Annotated in this window: 15 protein-coding genes; 3 read left to right on the top strand and 12 right to left on the bottom strand. The window is 66.8% G+C overall.

Going from position 1 to position 18413, the window contains the following annotated elements; genetic code table 11:
• Window positions 1–39: 39 nt before the first annotated feature.
• Window positions 40–1383 carry a M18 family aminopeptidase gene (locus RW112_RS09675; protein ID WP_317781534.1) on the bottom strand — a complete coding sequence of 448 codons (1344 nt, stop codon included), beginning with the start codon at window positions 1381–1383 and terminating at the stop codon, window positions 40–42.
• 63 nt (window positions 1384–1446) lie between these two features.
• Entirely contained in the window at window positions 1447–2358 is a 912-nt protein-coding gene (locus RW112_RS09670; RefSeq protein ID WP_317781533.1) for an intradiol ring-cleavage dioxygenase, read from the bottom strand.
• Window positions 2359–2617: 259 nt separating this feature from the next.
• Between RW112_RS09670 and RW112_RS09665 the strand changes: the two genes are divergently transcribed.
• Window positions 2618–3109 (top strand): Hsp20/alpha crystallin family protein, encoded by a 492-nt coding sequence (locus RW112_RS09665; protein WP_317781532.1) that lies wholly within the window; start codon window positions 2618–2620, stop codon window positions 3107–3109.
• 77 nt (window positions 3110–3186) lie between these two features.
• A complete protein-coding gene (locus RW112_RS09660) occupies window positions 3187–3432 on the top strand; it encodes a hypothetical protein (RefSeq protein WP_317781531.1) in 246 nt (81 codons plus the stop codon).
• A gap of 59 nt (window positions 3433–3491) precedes the next feature.
• Here the strand turns inward: RW112_RS09660 and RW112_RS09655 are convergent, their stop codons facing one another.
• The 10 genes from RW112_RS09655 to RW112_RS09610 all read right to left on the bottom strand — a co-directional run bounded on the left by RW112_RS09655 (window position 3492) and on the right by RW112_RS09610 (window position 17576).
• A complete protein-coding gene (locus tag RW112_RS09655; RefSeq protein WP_317781530.1) occupies window positions 3492–4907 on the bottom strand; it encodes an amino acid permease in 1416 nt (471 codons plus the stop codon).
• Window positions 4908–5136: 229 nt separating this feature from the next.
• The gene (locus tag RW112_RS09650; protein ID WP_317781529.1) at window positions 5137–5889 is read right to left on the bottom strand and encodes a response regulator transcription factor; all 753 of its coding nucleotides are present in this window, start codon (window positions 5887–5889) and stop codon (window positions 5137–5139) included.
• Window positions 5886–7202, bottom strand: coding sequence for a sensor histidine kinase (locus RW112_RS09645; protein ID WP_317781528.1), 1317 nt, complete (start codon window positions 7200–7202; stop codon window positions 5886–5888). Before RW112_RS09645 ends, RW112_RS09650 begins: the two co-directional genes overlap by 4 nt.
• Window positions 7203–7231: 29 nt before the next feature.
• Window positions 7232–8158: an ABC transporter permease gene (locus tag RW112_RS09640; RefSeq protein ID WP_317781527.1), complete on the bottom strand. Its 927-nt coding sequence runs from the start codon at window positions 8156–8158 to the stop codon at window positions 7232–7234.
• A 3-nt stretch (window positions 8159–8161) separates the two neighbouring features.
• Window positions 8162–9106, bottom strand: a complete 945-nt coding sequence (locus RW112_RS09635) for an ABC transporter ATP-binding protein (RefSeq protein ID WP_305942891.1) — start codon at window positions 9104–9106, stop codon at window positions 8162–8164.
• A 162-nt stretch (window positions 9107–9268) separates the two neighbouring features.
• Window positions 9269–10777 carry a bifunctional phosphatase PAP2/diacylglycerol kinase family protein gene (locus RW112_RS09630; RefSeq protein WP_317781526.1) on the bottom strand — a complete coding sequence of 503 codons (1509 nt, stop codon included), beginning with the start codon at window positions 10775–10777 and terminating at the stop codon, window positions 9269–9271.
• Window positions 10778–10844: 67 nt separating this feature from the next.
• Window positions 10845–12047, bottom strand: coding sequence for an MFS transporter (locus RW112_RS09625; protein WP_317781524.1), 1203 nt, complete (start codon window positions 12045–12047; stop codon window positions 10845–10847).
• A complete protein-coding gene (locus RW112_RS09620; RefSeq protein ID WP_317781522.1) occupies window positions 12044–12814 on the bottom strand; it encodes a DeoR/GlpR family DNA-binding transcription regulator in 771 nt (256 codons plus the stop codon). Before RW112_RS09620 ends, RW112_RS09625 begins: the two co-directional genes overlap by 4 nt.
• A gap of 197 nt (window positions 12815–13011) precedes the next feature.
• Complete coding sequence (locus RW112_RS09615; protein WP_317781521.1) at window positions 13012–15837, bottom strand: FAD-binding and (Fe-S)-binding domain-containing protein; 2826 nt, start codon at window positions 15835–15837, stop codon at window positions 13012–13014.
• Window positions 15837–17576 (bottom strand): L-lactate permease, encoded by a 1740-nt coding sequence (locus tag RW112_RS09610; RefSeq protein WP_317781520.1) that lies wholly within the window; start codon window positions 17574–17576, stop codon window positions 15837–15839. The genes RW112_RS09615 and RW112_RS09610 overlap by 1 nt, the downstream gene beginning before the upstream one ends.
• A 144-nt stretch (window positions 17577–17720) precedes the next feature.
• On the opposite strand from RW112_RS09610, the gene RW112_RS09605 reads away from it, so the two are divergent.
• The gene (locus tag RW112_RS09605; protein ID WP_317781519.1) at window positions 17721–18413 is read left to right on the top strand and encodes a GntR family transcriptional regulator; all 693 of its coding nucleotides are present in this window, start codon (window positions 17721–17723) and stop codon (window positions 18411–18413) included.

The following is an 18413-nucleotide window of genomic DNA, read 5'->3' as shown; positions in this document are numbered from 1 at the left end:
GCTGACTCTTGCCAGGCACCGACATTCCGATTTCCCGGGCTATGCCGCCGTCCGGAAGAACAACCCGGTCACACGGGACAGCCGGAACGGGTCTTCCACGCCGCACAGTTCACGGGCGGAGTGCATGGACAGCAGCGGCACGCCCACGTCCACGGTCCTGATGCCCAGGCGCGTTGCCGTCAGCGGCCCGATGGTGGACCCGCACGGCATCACGTTGTTGGAGACGAACTCCTGGTAAGGAACCTCCGCCTCGGCGCACAACCGCGCCCAGAAGGCGGCGCCCGGCGCATCGGTCGCGTACCGCTGGTTGGCGTTGATCTTGAGCAGCGGGCCGCCATTGAGGACCGGCCGGTTGACGGGGTCGTGGCGCTCGGCGTAATTGGGGTGCACTGCGTGGCCGGCGTCGGCGGAGACACAGAAGGACGCCGCGAGGGCCTGGCGCCGCTGGCTCGCCGACGCACCAAGGCCGTCAGAAATGCGCACCAGGACGTCCTCAAGGAGGGGTCCGCAGGCGCCGGAACGCGAGTTGGAGCCAATTTCCTCATGATCGAAGGCCGCTAGCACCGCAATCGGCGCACCGTCCGCCTGTTCCCCGGCCTCTCCGTGTGCGATGAGGGCGGCCAGGCCGGCATGGGTGGCGGACAGGTTGTCCAACCGCCCGGAGGCAAAAAACTCACCCTTGGCCCCGAACACCGCGCCCGGCTGCGTATCCGCCACAACGACGTCGTATCCGCCGATCCGTGCCGGATCCACCGGCGGGGAGCCGGGGGCCGCTGCGCTGGCCCGTTCGGCCAGCAGCGCAAGGAGGTCCACGCCTGCCGGGTCGCCGAGCCCGAAAACGGGATTCATGTGCTGCTGTTTGTCCAGCGCCAGGCCCTCGTTAACCGCCCGGTCCAGGTGGATCGCAAGTTGCGGGAACCGCAGCAGCGGGCCGGTGGAGGTCAGCCACTGTGTCCCGTCAAGCATCACCAGCCGGCCGGCCAGCTGAAGTTCCCGGTCCAGCCAGGAGTTGAGGAGCGGGCCGCCATAAACCTCCACGCCTGCCTGGAGCCATCCGAACTTCCCCGTGGTGGGCTTGGGCTTGAGCTTGAAGGACGGCGAGTCGGTGTGTGCTCCCAGGACGTTGAATCCCGTAGTGGGGCCGGCCGTCTCCGGCGTCACCCAGGCGATCAGGGCACCGTCGCGGACCACGTAGAACCGTCCTGCCGTCCCGGAACCCGTGGCCGCGCCGGCCGGCCAGGCCGCCAGTTCGTCCAGGCCCGTGAAGCCTGCCTCGTCCAGCCGCCTCGCGGCTTCATGCACCGCGTGGAAGCTCGACGGCGACGCGTTAACGTACGCGCCGAGGTCCTGGATGTGGTCTGCGGCAGTGGTGTGGGAAGGCATGGCTCCGAGTCTAGCCGCGCGACAGCGGGCCGCGTCGAGGCGCCCGTCCCTGACGTTCTGTGCCTACACCGTGACGTTGAGTCCTGCCGTGTAGCCGCCGGCTACGGAGCCGGACATGGTAGCCAGCTGGTGGATACCGCCGTCGTCGCCGAAGACGTTGTCCGAAGTGAGGGTGGTGTTGGGAAAGTTGCGGGCGCTGGATTCGTAGCCTGCCGTGGCGTAGACCACGTTGCAGGTTGCCTCCGTGAGAGCGATCTGGGACACCGCCAGGACCTGGCCGGCCGCCGTGGCATTGCTCATGGACTCGAAGACCTCGAAATGGATGTGCGGCCAGCGGCCGTTGTATGCCCCCGGAAAGATAGTGGTGAAGGTGACCTGCCCGTTGGCATCCGCCTCCTGGACGCCGCGGAGGAAGTTCTCGTTTTCGAGGCCGGCGTCGTACATCGAGTACTTGCCGTCGCGGTCGCAGTGCCAGGCGTAGACGGCGGCTCCGGCCAGGGGTTTGCAGCCGTTGGCATTGTCCAGGAGAGTCAGGGTGACCGTCAGCGGGACCCCTTCGGCCCTGGTGATGGAGGTTCCGAAGCTGGCCGTAATGTCCTGCCGGACCACGCCCGAGGCCTCCAGGACGTTTGGGCCGTTGGAACCGTCGCCCGGATAGGGGCCCGCTGTTTCCTGCGGAATTTCCACCCCGCATTCCGCGATGGCGCGGGTCAGCGTGGGCGACGCCGAGGGCGTAGCGGACGCTGACCCTGAGGGGGTCGCCGCACTGCTCGCGGATGTTGTTGCCGCGGCGGAACTGCTGGCTGCTCCCGAGGTGGAGCCGCCCGGGGTGCAGGCTGCGAGAGCCGCTGCCGCCGTGCCGGCGCCGAAGAACAGGCCCAGGGAACGCCGGCTCATCAAAGTGGAGAGGTCGAATTCGAGGCCGCGGTCGTGGTCGGGGTGGGGTTCATGCGGCGGCTGCGGTGAAGTAGTCATGGACCCATGGAACCCCGAGTGGCTATGCCGCGCATAGGCCTTTCCTGTGAGCGTGCTGTGCCACCTGCCAAGTCCCGTGAATGACCCGGCCATCCGGGGACTTTGGGCCCTGTTGCACGTTCCGGAGATAGGTATCTACTGGAGATTCAGCCAGGGCCGCAGCGGTGCGGTCCTGCTAATGAACTGCTTGCCACTCCCCACCCCTGCCGCCACCGCTAGCCAGCAAACCGCCTTGCCAAGAGACACCCAGGAGAGACCCATGTCCGGTGCGTTGAAATGGTCCCCGTTCGAATCGGCGCAATGGCCGTCTGCCCACGAGGGGGCGGGCAGGAACCCATCGCAGCTCGCCGGCACAAACGGGCGGCCCTTTGAGCCCGCCGGCAGGCCAGCCCCCGTCCTTGTCGAGGAGGTCAGCGTCGACGAGTACGTCGACGCTGAGGCACTTGTGGTCCGGGCCCAGCTGCCGGGAGCGGACCCGGACAGGGACATCGAGGTCTTCGTGGCGGGGGGCGTGCTGCACATCCGGGCGGGGCGCAACGACTCCGGCGGCCACGCCGAGGGCAATGGAACCGGCCTTCATTCCGGGGCGCGGTACCGCCCGTTCGCCCGCAACCTCCCGTTGCCGGAGGGGGTTACCGACGCGGACATCAAGGTGACTTTCAGGGACGGCGTTTTGGAAGTGAGGACGCCGCTGCCGGGAGTACCCGGCACGGCTGCTGCGGAGAAGCGGCTCCCCATCAGCCGCGATTAGCTGCGGCTCCAGCACCAACAGCACAACAGCCGGGCAACCGGGAAAGAGGTAACTAAACACATGGAACGGCTCGGCTCATGGAACTGAAATCACAGTGGCACCGGCTTGATCCCGCCACCCGCCGATGGCTCATGGACAATCCCGGCTGCGTGGTGCTGCCAAGGACCATTTCCACGATCGTTGCCCGGGTTGCTGATGAGCCGGTGGTCCGCGACCAGCACGGCACGATCCAGCTCAGCGCTGCCGACGTCAGCTTCATCCGCACCCGGGTCCTCAGTTCTTCGGCCGGGGCGGAAAGCGCGGAGTCCGGCCCCCTCGACTAAGGGTGGCCGGACTCCGGTTCCGCCGGGCAGCGCCCGCTCCTGCTGCGCCAACCCCGAATTTACGACGCCGGGCCGGCGCCCACCGGGGCTTCTTCCGCCGTGATTTCTTCCGCAGCCGGTCCGGCACTGGCACCCTTGCGGTAGCGCCAGACGCCGATCCCCACCACGACCGCGGCCAGCGCCAGCGAGAGGAACAGGGACTCGCGGGTGGACTCAAGGATCACCATGCCGATAATCAGCGCAACGATGCTGACGATGGCCACCCAGGTCAAGTAGGGGAAAAGCCACATCTTGAGGGCAAGCTCCTTGGCGGCGGCACCCATGCGCCGGCGGAGGATCAACTGCGAGGCAGCGATGACCAGCCAGACGAACAGCGCAATGGCCCCCGAGGTGTTCACCAGGAACAGGAACACGGTGTCCGGCGCAATGTAGTTCAGGCCCACGGTGATGAAGCCGACCACGGTGGAGGCCAGTACGGCAGCGGCAGGTACGCCGCGCTTGGAGATCTTCGTCCACGCCCGTGGCGCGTCCCCGCGGCGGGAGAGTGAAAACAGCATGCGGCTGGCCGTATACAGTCCCGAGTTCAGGCAGGACAGCACCGATGTCAGCACCACAATGTCCATGATGGTGCCCGCGCCCGGAATGCCGAAGAGTTCGATCACGGCAACGTAGGGGCTCTTGGCCACGGAGGCGGAGTTCCACGGCAGCAGGGTGACCACAATGGCGATGGAGCCGATGTAGAACACCAGGATGCGCCAGACCGTGGACTTTACGGCCTTCTTCACGGCGTCCACCGGGTTCTCGGATTCGCCTGCCGCGATGGTGGCGATTTCGGCGCCGAAGAAGGAGAAGACCACCACAAGGATGCCGGCCAGGACCGCGCCCGGGCCGTTCGGCAGGAACCCGCCGTTGTTGACCAGGTTGTCCAGCCCGGGTGCCGGAACGCCCGGAATCAGGCCCAGGATGGCGGCAGCGCCGAAGAGCAGGAACAACACAATGGCAGCCACCTTGATGGAGGCGAACCAGAACTCGAATTCTCCGTACGACTTCACGGAGCCGAGGTTGGTGAGCGTCAGCAGCACCATGAGGATCAGGGCCCAGATCCACTGGTCGATGCCCGGAACCCAGCGGTGCATGATGGCAGCACCCGCGGTCGCTTCGATTCCCAGGACGATGATCCAGAACCAGGCGTAGAGCCAGCCGATGCTGAATCCGGCCCAGCGTCCCAGGGCTTTGTCCGCGTATGTGGAGAAGGATCCGGTTTCCGGGTTGGCTGCAGCCATTTCGCCGAGCATCCGCATCACCAGGATCACCACGATGCCTGCGGCCATGTAGGCGAGCAGGATGCCGGGGCCGGCCTGCTGGATGGCGGCGCCTGATCCCACAAAGAGGCCGGCGCCGATGACCCCGGCAATGGCGATCATGGAAAGGTGCCTGGGTTTCAGGGACTTGGAGAGCTGTTGGTCAGCGTGCATGGAAGCGCCGTCCTTCGTTGGGGGTGTGGGCCCTGGACGGACACGGATTGCCGTGTGTCAGGCCACATTTCTTTTTCACCCTAGACCGGATGGCGGGACGCGGATCTTGTGCACTCGAACATTTTGACGCTGACGGAAAAGGAGCTTCCCACAATGGATGATATCCCGAGGCAACGAAAGTTATTTTCAGTGCAACTTTGAAATGTGTTTGAAATCTACCTCCGGGTAGCTAGTAGTCCGGATTGCTGGGGACCACCAGTCCCGTTTCGTAGGCGTAGACCACAGCCTGCACCCTGTCCCGGAGATGCAGCTTGGCCAGGATCCGGCGCACGTGCGTTTTGACGGTCGCCTCGGAGAGGAAGAACCGGTGGGCGATCTCGGCGTTGGACAATCCTTCGGCCATGGCTTCCAACATTTCCGTTTCGCGCGGCGTCAGCGCCTCCAGCAAGGGGTCCCTCTGCTGTTCCTCGCCATGCGGGTGCCGGCCCCGGCCTGTTCCCGGCGTGGAGGCACCCGTTCGCTGTCCGGACACAGCCGCCGGGTGGTTCCCGCGGACATACGCTTCCAGCAGGCGTCGCGTGACGCGGGGTGCCACTACGGCATCCCCGCTTGCCACCACGCGCACGGCACTCACCAACTCAGCCGGCGCCACGTCCTTGAGCAAGAATGCCGAAGCTCCTGCCTGCAGCCCGGCAAAGGCGTATTCATCGAGGTCGAAGGTGGTCAGGATGATCACCTTGGCGCGGGACCCTGACGACGTCACGGCCCGGGTTGCCTCAATTCCATCCAGGACCGGCATCCGGACATCCATCAGCACCACGTCGGGGTTCACCTCCCGGACCTGCCGGATTGCGTCCGCCCCGTCCGAGGCCTCGCCCACAATACGAAGGTCGTCCTCGCCCTCGAGGATCAGCCGGAAGCCCATCCGTAACAGCGGCTGGTCATCCACCAGCAGGACGTTGATCGGTGCATTGCCGTTCATGATTTTCCTTGGTCCCCATTCCAATTCAGTACCGCGCTGACGCGCCATCCGCCACCGGCAGTGCGTCCGGCCTCCACCGTACCGCCGTAAATCCCCGCACGTTCGCGCATACCGGTCAGGCCCTGTCCGGAACCCGCCGGCCGCATCCCGGCGGAAGCTGCCTCCGGCCCGCTACCCACGGTGCCCTTGCCGTCGTCGAGCACTTCAATGGTGACCATGCCGTCAGTGCGGACCATGCTCACGTCCACCCGGCCCAGCGCCCGGCCGTAGCGGAGCACGTTCGTGAGCGACTCCTGCACGATCCGGTAGACGGTCAGCTGGAAGGCTGCGTCCTCGGGCAAGGCTGGCCCGGTGTGTGAGTAGTGCAGCGGCAACCCCGCCGTGCGGAAGCCCTCAAGAAGCTTGGCTAGGCTGTTTCCCGCGCTCAGGGGCTGGCGCGGCGCCAGGCCCGCCGGTGATTCGTCGCGGAGGACGCCCAGCACCCGGCGCATGTCCGCCAACGCCGTTCGTCCGGTCCGGGAAAGCTCGCCCAGGACCTCCGCGGCGCGGTCAGGACTCTTCCTGACCACCACCGCGGCGCCGTCGGACAAGGTGAGCATCACCGTGAGGGAGTGGGCAACGACGTCGTGCATCTCCCTGGCGATCCGGTTGCGTTCAGTGACCGAACCCAGCTCCGCGGTCCGCGCGGCCCAGGCGGCGATTTCCCGTTCGTGTTCCCGCCGCTGCCGGACGGAGATGCCGATTCCGGCGGCGATGATGTTGGACAGCGTGATGGTGATGCCGGCAACGATTCCGAAGACCAGCTGGGAATTCTCCGGTGCGGCGGGACCTCCGTTGGGAAGAGCGCGTTCCAGCGGACCCACCAGGGTCAGGAAGTACAACAGGGACAGCGGGGTGTTGGCCAACGCCAGCGCAGTGATGGCGAACCTGCGGGACCGCTGCACCGCAAGGGCATAGAGGGCAAACCACAGGCCGGCGGAGACGTTGGAGCCCCAGGGGTGCAGAAAAGTAATGCCCACTTCCAGGACAGCCACGGCGGCAACAACGGTCACCGGGTGGGACCGGCGGAAGACGAGCGCCGCGGCGACAGCGGCGAGCAGCGCGACCGCAGCCCAGTCGCCGTCGAGCACGGCATCCACGGCGGTGGGAGTGACCAGGAGCAGGTAGCACAGCACCACCACCGCATCCATGACCCGGGGGTGCCGGTGGAGGTACCGGCGGAGCCGTCCGCGCCGCCGGTCGGCGAGTTCGGCAAAGGACGCATCAACCTGAGTCAGGGCTGACACGTCCTTTGCCGGTGGTTCGTCATGCATGTGTTGAGCCTAGACGGCGATCCGGCCGCTCAAATGTCCCGCTTCTTCAGCAGGACCATGGCCAGCACAGCCGGAACCGCCACCCATGCGCCAAGTACGAGCGCCGCCTGCCATGCCTCAAGGGTCCCTTCCACATGTTCGACGGCGGTCAGCGGGGTCACGGTGTTGCCGGGGAGGTACTTGCGGGCTTCCTCGAAGAAGTCGCCGGGGATCAGCTGGAAGGCGATCGGCGCCACGAAGAACAGGCCCACCAGGCTCATGATCCCGCCTGCAGAGTTGCGGATGATGCTGCCCAGGGACATACCGATGGAGGCCACCGCCGCCACATACAGGCTGTTGACCACCAGCAGTTTGACGGACTGGGAACTGGCCAGGTCCAGGCTGAGGCCGTAGTTGTCCAGGATCGGGACGGACACCAGGCCGGCCAGCAGCGTTGACACGCCGGTGAGGACGAAGGACACCACCACCACCACGAGGAGCTTCGCCACGAAGGCCGGAATCCTCTTGGGTACGGCCGCGAACGTGGAACGCGCCATGCCTGTGGTGAACTCGGAGCTCATCAGCAGCACGCCCAGGGACCCGAGGATCAGCTGGGCGAAGGCAATGCCGGACGTTGGAGCGCTGACGGCGATGTCACCGCCCTGGGCAGCCATCTGGGCTGCGGCTTCAGGATCGGAGGCCATCTCCTCGCGGAACTGTCCGGTGGACCAGGCCGCCAGCGCACCGAAGCCCACCATCACCAGCATGGTGGAAGCGAGCAGGATCAGGGTGGACAGCAGGGTGCGGAACTTGATGAATTCCGAGTGCAGAACGCGCAGGAAACTGGGGCCGGGGCCGGGCGAAGCCGGGCTGCCACCCGAGCTGACGGCCTCTCCGGAGGGACCGCCGGCCCGGGGTGCCGCGCCGCCCTGCGCCCTGCGGCCGGAAGGGTTGGGTTCCAAAGTTGTTGAGCTCATGGCTTACTTGCCTCCGGTCTGGGTGGGAACGGGGGCTCCCGTGGTGATCAGCGAGTGGTATTCGACCTCATCCTTGGTCAGTTCCATGTACGCCTCTTCGAGGCTGGCCTGGAGCGGGGTGAGTTCGTAGATCATGATGTGGTTTTCCAGGGCGGTACGGGCGATCTGCCGCGGGTCCAGGCCCCTGACCTCCAGCAGTTCGTGCTCCTGGGCTTCCACCGAAACTCCGGTTCCGGCAAGGAAACGCATGAGCTGGTCCGGCTGGTCGGTGCGGACACGGGTGCGGACCGCGCCGTTGCCGGTGATGATGTCCTTGATCGGGGCGTCCGCGATGATTTTTCCGCGGCCGATCACGATCAGGTGGTCTGCTGTCACGGCCATTTCGCTCATGAGGTGGCTGGACAGGAAGACAGTGCGACCCTCCGAGGCCAGGTACTTCACCAGGTTGCGGACCCACACCACGCCCTCCGGATCCAGCCCGTTCACCGGCTCGTCCAGGATGACGGTCTGCGGGTCGCCCAGCAGTGCCGCGGCAATTCCCAGCCGCTGGCCCATGCCGAGCGAAAAGCCCTTGACCTTCTTCTTCGCGACGTCTGACAATCCGGTCATTTCGATGACCTCGTTGACGCGCTTCTTGGGGATGCTGTGTGTGGCGGCCATGGCCAGGAGGTGGTTGTAGGCTGAACGGCCGGTGTGGACGGCCTTCGCGTCCAGGAGGGCGCCCACCTCACGCAACGGCGCCGCGTGCTTGGTGAACGGAACTCCGTTCACGGTGACCGAGCCCGACGTCGGGGCGTCCAGTCCCATGATCATTCTCATCGTGGTGGATTTGCCGGCTCCGTTGGGGCCCAGGAAACCGGTGACCCGGCCCGCCTGAACCGTGAAATCCACTCCGCCCACGGCGGTTTTGTCGCCGTAGACCTTGGACAGGCCTCTTGCTTCAATCATGGAAGCGTTCCTTTGCGTAGCTGTGGATGCGGTGACGGCTTCTGCACGCCGCAGATCCGTTCGTACCACCCACGCTACAGACGCCGGGTACGCATTTCGCCGGTCTCAGGGATGATTCAGGGTGGAATCAGGGTAGTCCCAAGGGATGACCGCAGCTGCCCCTCAGGAAGCCGGCGACGGCTGCGGGGTGTAGTAGGTCAGTGCTCCAGGCAGCACCGAGAATTCGACGCGGCGTACCCCCGACAAAGCTTCACCGTCCACGGCAAGTGCCATGGGCGGCCCTGCTGCTTCCACGGTTACGGTGGTCGATTCCGTCAGATGCGTGATCCTGGACGTGGCCACCGTGCCGGTCAGCACGGACCAGAGCAGCCGGAGTCTCGCGAAGGACTCATCGGCTGTGATCATCCGGAGGTCCAGGACGCCGTCGTCCATCACCGGGCGCACCAGCGGTGCATGGTCGCGGGGGTAGTAGCGGCCCCGGCCCACGTACAGGATCCACAGCTTGTGGCGGACGCCGTTCACAGCCATGGTGGTGGGTCTGCCGGCCGCGAAGGTCCGGAACATTGCGGCCACCCCGGCGAGCGGTTTCCCAAGGGCCGGCTGCAGCTGTTCCCGCCGGCGGACCAGGTTTGGATACAGGCCGATGCTTGCCGTGTTGAGCATGATCCGTTCCAGTTTTTCGGGACTTTCGGGAAGGCCGCGCTCAACGAGCACATGCCCCACGTCCGCCTGGGCCGCCGCCCCGGCCGAAGCAGCCTCCACGGCATCCTCAAGGCTGGAGGTTCCGGCGTCGCGGGCAAAGTGGTTCAGCGTTCCGCCGGGAAGCACGAGCAGGGGGAGGGAAAGTTCGACGGCGACGGCCGCGGCCGTTCCCACCGTTCCGTCGCCGCCCCACACCCCGAGCGCGGCAGCACCGGGACGCCCGGCAACCGCCCTGATCTCGGCGGCAACGTCCCCGTCTTCGTCGATCTCCTGTATATGCGCTAATGGGAATACATCCTGCAGCGCCTTGATGGTCTCAGGCGCATATGATCCGCCCAAGGTGTTGACGGCGATGCTGAGTCCTTCGCCCCCGGGCAGCTTTGCGGCGCGGGTGGCCGTGCGCGTGGTCGGCGGGAAGGGCGGCCGGACGGGCCACCATTTGCGGGTGATCATGGCGGCGCCGGCCCCGATGGCTGAACCGAACAGCACATCCGACGGCCAGTGGGCCCCGGTATGAACGCGGGAGTAGGCAACGCCGGCGGCGAGCGGGGCCAGGGCGGCGCCGATCGCAGGCTGGATCAGCCCGACGCCCACGGCAAAGGCGGCCGCGGACGCGGAATGGCCGGACGGCATCGAGGAGCTGGTGGGCTGCGGATTCACGAACCGGAACACGGGCAGATGCTCGGGCAGCGGCCGTGCCCGCGGAAGCAGGGTTTTGAACACCACGTTGGTGACTGCCGAGGCCACACCCTGGGCAATCAGCCCGTGGAGTGCAGCGCGCCGGGGCTTGCCGGGGATGAGGGCCAGCCCGCCCGCCACAGCGAACCACAGTTTTCCGTGGTTCGCAGCCGCGGAGAGCCGGCGGAACAGGACGTCATGGTTTCCGCCGGGCAGGCCGGAGACGGCTTTGAGTAAGGTCCGGTCCAGCCCCGCCACCAGGCCAGGGCCTTTCCTCAGCATCCTTCGCATTTCCCCACCCTACCGCCGCCCGGCGCCGATGCCAGCGGTGCACAGCAGGGGTGGTGCGTGCCAGATGCTACTCGTTGCGGAGCGGTGCCCCTGGCAGCGGCTTCGCCGCTCCGGCGAGCACGAGCGCCACCAGGATGGGCACCATGATGGCAAGGAGGGCCAGGTGGATGCCTGTGAGGTCGCCCAGGTATCCGAGCAGTGGCGGGCCTGCCAGGAAGGAGATGTAGCCCAGCGTGGACACCACCGAAACCCGCGCCGCGGCCTTCTTAGGGTCGTCCGCAGCGGCGGACATGCCCATCGGGAAAGCCAGCGCCGCGCCGATGCCCCACAGGGCGGCTCCCGCCGTGGCCAGCCAGACGTTGCCGGCGAGGACAAAAAGGCCGAGGCCTGCGGCGGCCGCGGCCATGCTGGCGCGCAGCACGGCAACGCGGCCGTACTTGTCAATCACGAAACCGCCGCAGAACCGCATTGCCGTCATGGCCAGGACAAAGACGGCGAACATCAGTGCGCCGGTGGATTCGCTGGTGCCCAGGCCGTCCACGGAAGCTTTGGCGATCCAGTCGTTGCCGGCACCTTCGGTCAAGGTGGCACCAAGGACCACAACACCAATCAGCAGCGTGCGGCTGTCCCGCCAGGCGGACTCGCCCTTTGGCGCCGCGCCTTCCCCGCCGGGGTGGACCTCGGCGGCGGCGTGCGGAAGGAAGTACCGGGGAGCCACCATGGTGAGCACTGCCACGACTGCCGCAATGACCAACAGGTGGGCCGGCAGTCCTACGCCCAGTCCGGAGAGGCCGGCGCCGATCAGGGCGCCCACAAATGCGCCGCCGCTGAAAGCCGCGTGGAACTGCGGCATGATGGTGCGCTTAAGCCGGTGCTCGACGTCGGCCCCTTCGATGTTCTGGGACACGTCCCACAGTCCGACGCCGATGCCAAAAAAGAACAGCGCCACCGCAGTCCCGGGCACAGACTCGGCCAGCAGCGAGAAGGCGATCCCCACCCCGGCCAGGGCGGCCAAAAGCCCGCTGGCGCGGACGGCATTGGCGGTTCCGATCCGTCCTACCACCCACCCTGCCGTGGGAAGGGCAATCAGGGAACCGACTGCGGTGCACAGAAGCAGCGTGCCCATCTGTCCGGAGGTCACGTTCAGGATTTCGGTGACGGCAGGGATTCGGGCCGCCCAGCTGGCAAATACGAGTCCGTTGATCCCGAAGACCAGGAACGTGGCGGCGGCCGCGGCGTTCAGCTTCTGGGTGGAGACGGCGACGCTCATACGTTGACTACTTTCACTGAGTGTTTTCCAAGTTGTTCGAGTTCCTGCGGACTGAAGGCCCTGTCCGTGACGATGACGTCCACCGTGTCCAGAGTAGCCACCAGCGCCACGGCGGCGGCGTTCCATTTGGAGCCTGCACAGGCGGCGATGACCCGGCCGGCCGATTCGAGCCCCGCGCGTTTCACGGCGGCATCGTCAAGGTCGTGCGCCAGCAGCCCGTCTTTGAGGTTGACTGCGCAGGGTGTCACCACCGCGGTGTCGAAGCGGAGGGAGCGGATGTTGGCCTCGGCCAGCGGACCCCGGAAGCACAGCTCGCCGGGGATCAGGCTTCCGCCCGGCACAAGCACGGCGGGGCGGCGCCCGGCCGGGCCTTCGGCAGTCAACGCGTTGAGGGCGGGCAGCGACATGGGCATGAGCGTCAGCTCGCGTTGACGCAGCTGGCGGGCGATCTCCGTGGCTGTCGTGCCGCTGTCCAGCCAGACGTGTTCCCGGTCCTGCAGCAGGCCCGCCACGCCGGCGGCGATCCGCACCTTGGCGTCCTGCTCTTCCAGCTCCCGCTGCCCGTACCCGGGATTCTCGCCACGGAGCAGCAGGCTTTTGGCTCCGCCGTGCACGCGGCGTAGGACGCCTTGGACGGCCAGGGTGTCCAGGTCACGGCGGATGGTGGCTCCGGATGCTCCGCATTCCGCCATCAGCTCGTCGACCGTCACCTCTTCGCGGCTCCGCAGCAGCTCACCGATCAACCGGTGCCGCTCGTCAGTCCTCATGTTCAAATGCTAAGCGAAAATGATCATTTGATCAAAGTTGCTGATTATCTGAGCGGCAGCATTTTCGCCAACCCTCTCTCACGTCCTGCCGGAAAAGCGCCAACCCTCTCTCACGTCCTGCCGGAAAAGCGCCAACCCTCTCGCACGGATGAGAGAGGGTTGGCGCAAAACAGGCAGGAAGTGAGAGAGCGTCAGGTTTAGCGGGTGACCTCTTCCAGCAGTTCCAGCACGTGGCGGTACTGCTCACCTGTGGCCCGGGTCATGCCCAGTTCGCAGGTCCGGTTGCACGAGGCGTGCGCTACGGCACCCATGTCCGCCACCTCGGCAGCCTGTTTCGCCGTTGCCGACGCCGTCAGTTCGGGATGCAGCATGCCCCGGTCCCCGGCGAACGCGCAGCAGCCCCAGTTTTCCGGAACGTCGACCCGCTCGGCGACGGCACCGGCCACCGCGCCGAGGGCATCGTTGAGGCCCATCCGGGTGGACGAGCAGGTGGGGTGCAGGGCCAGCGACTCCAGCCTTCCGTGGTCCGGCAGCCGGGGCAGGATCCGTTCCGCGGCGAAATCCACGGCGTCCACCATGCGCAGGGCTCGCTGCCCGGGAGCGGGCGCGTCCGACTCGACGGCCTGGCGCAGGCCCTCGGTGCAGGAGGATGCGTCGCAGACGATGGAGAGTTCACCGTCCCGGGTTGCCTCCCGGAGGGCCGCAAAGGTCTTTTCCCGCATCGTCTTCCGGCCGGCGTCCATCCCCTTGGAGGACCAGGGTGTGCCGCAGCACAGTCCGTCGATGCCTTCCGGAACGAGGAGCGTGAGCCCTGCCCGGTCGCACAGTTGTTCGAAGCTGTACTGGACGCCGTGTCCTTTGGTGTCCCCGCCCGCGTCAGCCGGGCCGAACATGGTCCCCACGCACGCCGGGAAGTAGACGGCGTCCGGTGCCCGGTCCGGCGTCGGACGTTTCCGCACGGAACCGCCTGCCGGCAGCTCCGCCGAGTACAACGGGACTGTGTCCGTGCCCAGGACCGCCCTGGCAGCCTTGTTGGGCGGGACCAGCGCGGCGGCCGGCAGCTTGTTGACCACGGTGAGCGCCAGCGAGGCACCGCGGGTCACCCCTTCCCAGTGCTTGGCAGCCGCGTTCCAGGCGCCGTTGGCCACGGGACCGGCCTCGGAACGCCTGATCCGCTTGACCAGGAGCCCTGTGTTGATCTCCACCGGACAGGCCGTCTGGCACATGCCGTCCACGGCGCAGGTCTGCACCGATTCGTAGTCGTAGTCCTTTTCCAGTTCCTTGACCAGCGCCGTGTCCCCGGCCAGCCGGGCGGACTCGATGGCGCGCAGCGTCACGATCCGCTGGCGCGGAGTGAGGGTGATGTCTTTGCTGGGGCACACCGGCTCGCAGTAGCCGCAGGAGACGCAGCGGTCCACTTCCTCCGCCACGGGCGGCGCCGTCTTGATGTGCCTCAGGTGGGCCAGCGGGTCGTCGTCCATCAGCACGCCCGGGTTGAGCATCGCGGCAGGGTCGAAAAGCCGCTTGATGCTGCGCATGACGTCGTAGAGCTCGTCACCGTACTGCCGGCGCACGTAGGGGGCCATGACGCGCCCGGTCCCGTGCTCGGCCTTCAGGGATCCTCCCTCGGCCAGGACCAGGTCCGCCATGTCCTCCGTGAACGCGCTGTAGCGGTCCAGTTCTGCCGCGGTGGCAAAACCGTCGGTGAGCATGAAGTGGACGTTGCCGTCCTTGGCATGGCCGAAGATCACGCTGTTGCCGTAGCTGTACTTGTCGAAGAGCCGGATCAGTTCCCGGCAGGTGCGGCCCAGCACGGGCACGGGCACCACAATGTCTTCCAGCAGCGCGGTGGTGCCCCGGGGCCGCGCCCCGGCCACCGAAGCGTAGAGGCCTTTGCGCAGCTGCCAGAGCTGCCCGCGTTCCCGGGCGTCTCCGGTGAACCGGGCAGGGGCGGACAGCCCGAGGCCCGGAAGGATGCCCTCGCCGCTGCCCTGGAGTTCCGCCAGGTGCCCGGCGCTCCCGGCGGAGTACTCCACCAGCAGGGCGGCATGGTCCCGGACCGCCAGGTCATGGACGACGGCGGGCGTCCCCTTCAGCGTCTGGCCCACCTTCAGGGACAGCGCATCCATCAGCTCGATGGTCGCGGCGCCCGTTTCAACGAGGGCAGGCAGCGCGGCGTTGGCTGCCTCGAGGTCGGGGAACACCAAGAGGCCGGCGGCGGCGTGCTGGAGCCGCGGAATGGTGCGGAAGACCGCCTCGGCCACAAACCCCAGGGTGCCTTCGCTGCCGACGATCAGGTGGGCCATGATCTCCACCGGGGTCCGGAAGTCCAGCAGGGAGTTCAGGCCGTAGCCCATGGTGTTCTTCATGGCGAACTGCTGGCGGATCCTGTGCACGGAGTCCGCGTTGTTCCGGACCCGCTCGGCCAGCCGGGACAGTCCTTCGTAGAGTTCCGGTTCCTGGGCGCGGAACTTCCGGTCGGCGTCGGGCGCTCCGGTGTCGACGACGGTGCCGGACGGCAGCACCACGGTCAGGGATTCCAGGGTGCGGTAGGTGTTGTCCACGGTCCCGCAGTTCATGCCGGAGGAATTGTTGGCCACCACCCCGCCGATCGTGCATGCCGCCTCACTGGCCGGATCCGGGCCGAATTTCCGGCCGTACCGGGCGAGCCTCGCATTGAGCGCCCGCACGGTGACCCCAGGCTGGACGCGCACCCGGGCGCCGTCGTCGAGCACTTCGATATCCCTGAAGTTGCGCCGGACGTCAACCAGCACGCCGTCGGTGACCGCTTGGCCGCTCAGGCTGGTTCCGCCCGAGCGGAAGGTCAGCGGAACGCCCTGGGCTGCGCTGGCCCGCAGCAGTCCGCCGACTTCGGCAGCACTCCCGGCTGTCACCACCGCCTGGGGGACCATCAGGAAATGCGAGGCGTCATGGGCGTTCGCATGCAGGTCGATGGCCCGGGTCTTCACCTGGCCGGGATCGTGCACTGCCGCGCGCAGGCCCGCCATGTCCAGGGGAGCCATCAGGGGACCATCCAGCCGAGCACGGGGGTGGACTGCAGGAAGATCAGCACGGTGATGAGTGCCAGCAGGCCCAGGCTCCAGCCCAGGAGCTTCCGGAAAAGGGTTCCCTCGGCGCCATCAAGGCCCACCGCAGCCGAGGCCACGGCAAGGTTCTGCAGCGACAACATTTTGCCCATCACGCCGGCGGACGAGTTGGAGGCCGCCATCAGCACCGGAGACAGGCCGGTCTGCTCGGCGGCGGTGGCCTGCATCTGGCCGAACAGGGAGTTGGAGGACGTGTCCGAGCCGGTGAGGGCCACACCGATCCACCCGATCAACGGCGAGAGGATGGCAAAGAAGCCGCCCGCGGAGGCCAGCGCAAAGCCCAGGGTGGTGGTTTGGCCGGACAGATTCATCACAAAGGAGAGCCCCAGGACGGCGGTGACGGTGACAATGGTCCAACGCAGCTGGACCAGGGTGTCCCGGTAGATCCGCAGGCCGTGTGATGCAGTGATTTTATACAGCAGCATGGTGAGCAGCCCGGAGAACATCAGCAGCGTGCCGGTGGCCTTGAGGTGGTCGAGCTTGAATTTGGTGGCCGCCACCGGCTTACCGGCCGAATCGGTGATTTCCAGCCCGGGCCAGGCAAACGTCACGCTGCCTACCTGGCCCAGCCAGGTCTTGACGAACGGAATCTGGGCCACGGAGAACACCGCGATGATGATCAGGTAGGGAGCGATCGCCATCCAGATCTGCCGTGGTTCGGGCCGGGAGTTGTCCGTGGGGACCGGGGCAGCAGTTGCAGGGCGCTCCGTGCCGCGCCCGACGGCGGAACCGCCGGCGGCGCTGACAGCGGCACCGCTGTCACGGGCGCCGGTCCCCACGGCGGCGGCAGCGTGCTCCGCCGCCGGCACTGTTTCCACGGCGCCGCCCATTCCCACGGTTTCCTTCGGCTGCCAGACCTTGAGCATCAGCAGCACTGCGGCCACCGTGACGACGGCGGCAACAACATCGGTGAGCTCCACGGCGAAGTAATTGGAGGTGACAAACTGGGCCGCGCCGAAGGCCACGCCGGCCACCAGGGCCACCGGCCAGGTCTGCTTCACACCGCGCCGGCCGTCAACGATGAACACGAGCAGCAGCGGCACGATCAGGGCAATGAAGGGCGTCTGGCGCCCGGCCATCGAGGAGAGATCATGCAGCGGCAGGCCGGTGACGCCGTTCAGGGCGATGATCGGCGCGGCCATTGCGCCGAAGGCCACGGGAGCAGTGTTGGCGAGCAGCGAGACGATGGCCGACTTCAGCGGCTTCATGCCGGCTGCCATCAGCATGGCGGCGGAGATCGCCACCGGTGCGCCGAAGCCCGCGAGGGATTCCAGCAGGGCGCCAAAGCAGAAGGCGATCAGGATGGACAGGATGCGGAGGTCGTTTGAGATGGAGCGGATGGTCCGTCCCAGCACCTCGAACCACGGAGTGGCCACGGTGAGCCGGTAGATCCACAGCGCGTTCACCAGGATCCACAGGATCGGGAACAGGCCGTAGAAAATGCCGGCCGCGGTGGCGCTCAAAGCCTGGTTGACCGGCATCTGCCAGCCGGCAATCGCCAGCACCAGGGACAAGGCAAGGCTCGCGAGGGCGGCCTTGGGTGCCTTGACCTTGAAGACGCCCAGGAGGACGAAGAGCAGGACGAGGGGGAGCGCTGCGCAGAGCGCCGAAAGCACAAGGGACCCGGCGATCGGGTCAAGGATCTGCTGAAACATGTGTCTCCAGATTGTGTTAGGCGTCACAACACCGTGGCGCCCTACGATTGTCTAACAAGTACACATGATGGTCAAGGCCTCCATGCTGACTTGTCTGGCAAGATGGGGACTGAATCTAGTGTCCTTGGCGGGAATGGAGCTCCGGTGGCCGGCCGAATTACAGCAGTTTCGATCGTGGACGCGATCGCCGCGGACCTCCGGAGCCGGATCTTTTCCGGTGAACTCGGTCCCGGCCATACCCTCACCGAAACAGACGTGGCCACGTCCTACGAGGTGGCGCGTCCCACGGCGAAGGCGTCCATTGAGAAGGTCGTCGCCGAAGGGCTGCTGGACCGCGGGACCCACAAGACCGCACGCGTGGTGGAACTCGGACCTGATTCTGTGCGGGATATTTATCTGGCCCGCGCCTACTTGGAAAGCGAAGTGCTCCGGCGGCTCGCACGCACCAAGGAGGTGCCGGAAGCAGCCCGGCAGGCCAACCGGGACATCGCCGCGCTGCGGACCGGAGCCCCGCTGGACGTCATTGAACCGGACATGCGGTTCCACACCAGTCTGATCGACGCCGTGGGCAACGAGCGCATCAGCAGGATGTACCGCTCGCTCGTGGGCGAGGTGAAACTGTGCATGGTCCGCATCCAGTCCCTGCACCTGCTGGACACCGCGCTGATCCAGGCGGAACACCAGAAAATCCTCGAACTGATCGAGGCAGGCCAGGGGGAAGCCGCTGCCGACCTGCTGGACGAGCACCTGGGGCGCGCCCGCGAACGCCTTGTCTCCGCCATGGGCGGAACTGCCGGACCGGAGGCCGAGGTCCCCTCCGGACTGCTGCCCGAGTAA

It is taken from the genome of Arthrobacter sp. B10-11 (genome assembly GCF_033142195.1).
Taxonomy (GTDB): domain Bacteria; phylum Actinomycetota; class Actinomycetes; order Actinomycetales; family Micrococcaceae; genus Arthrobacter; species Arthrobacter oryzae_C.
Note: the sequence above shows the minus strand (reverse complement) of the source record. Positions and strands in the feature narration are given on the sequence as shown.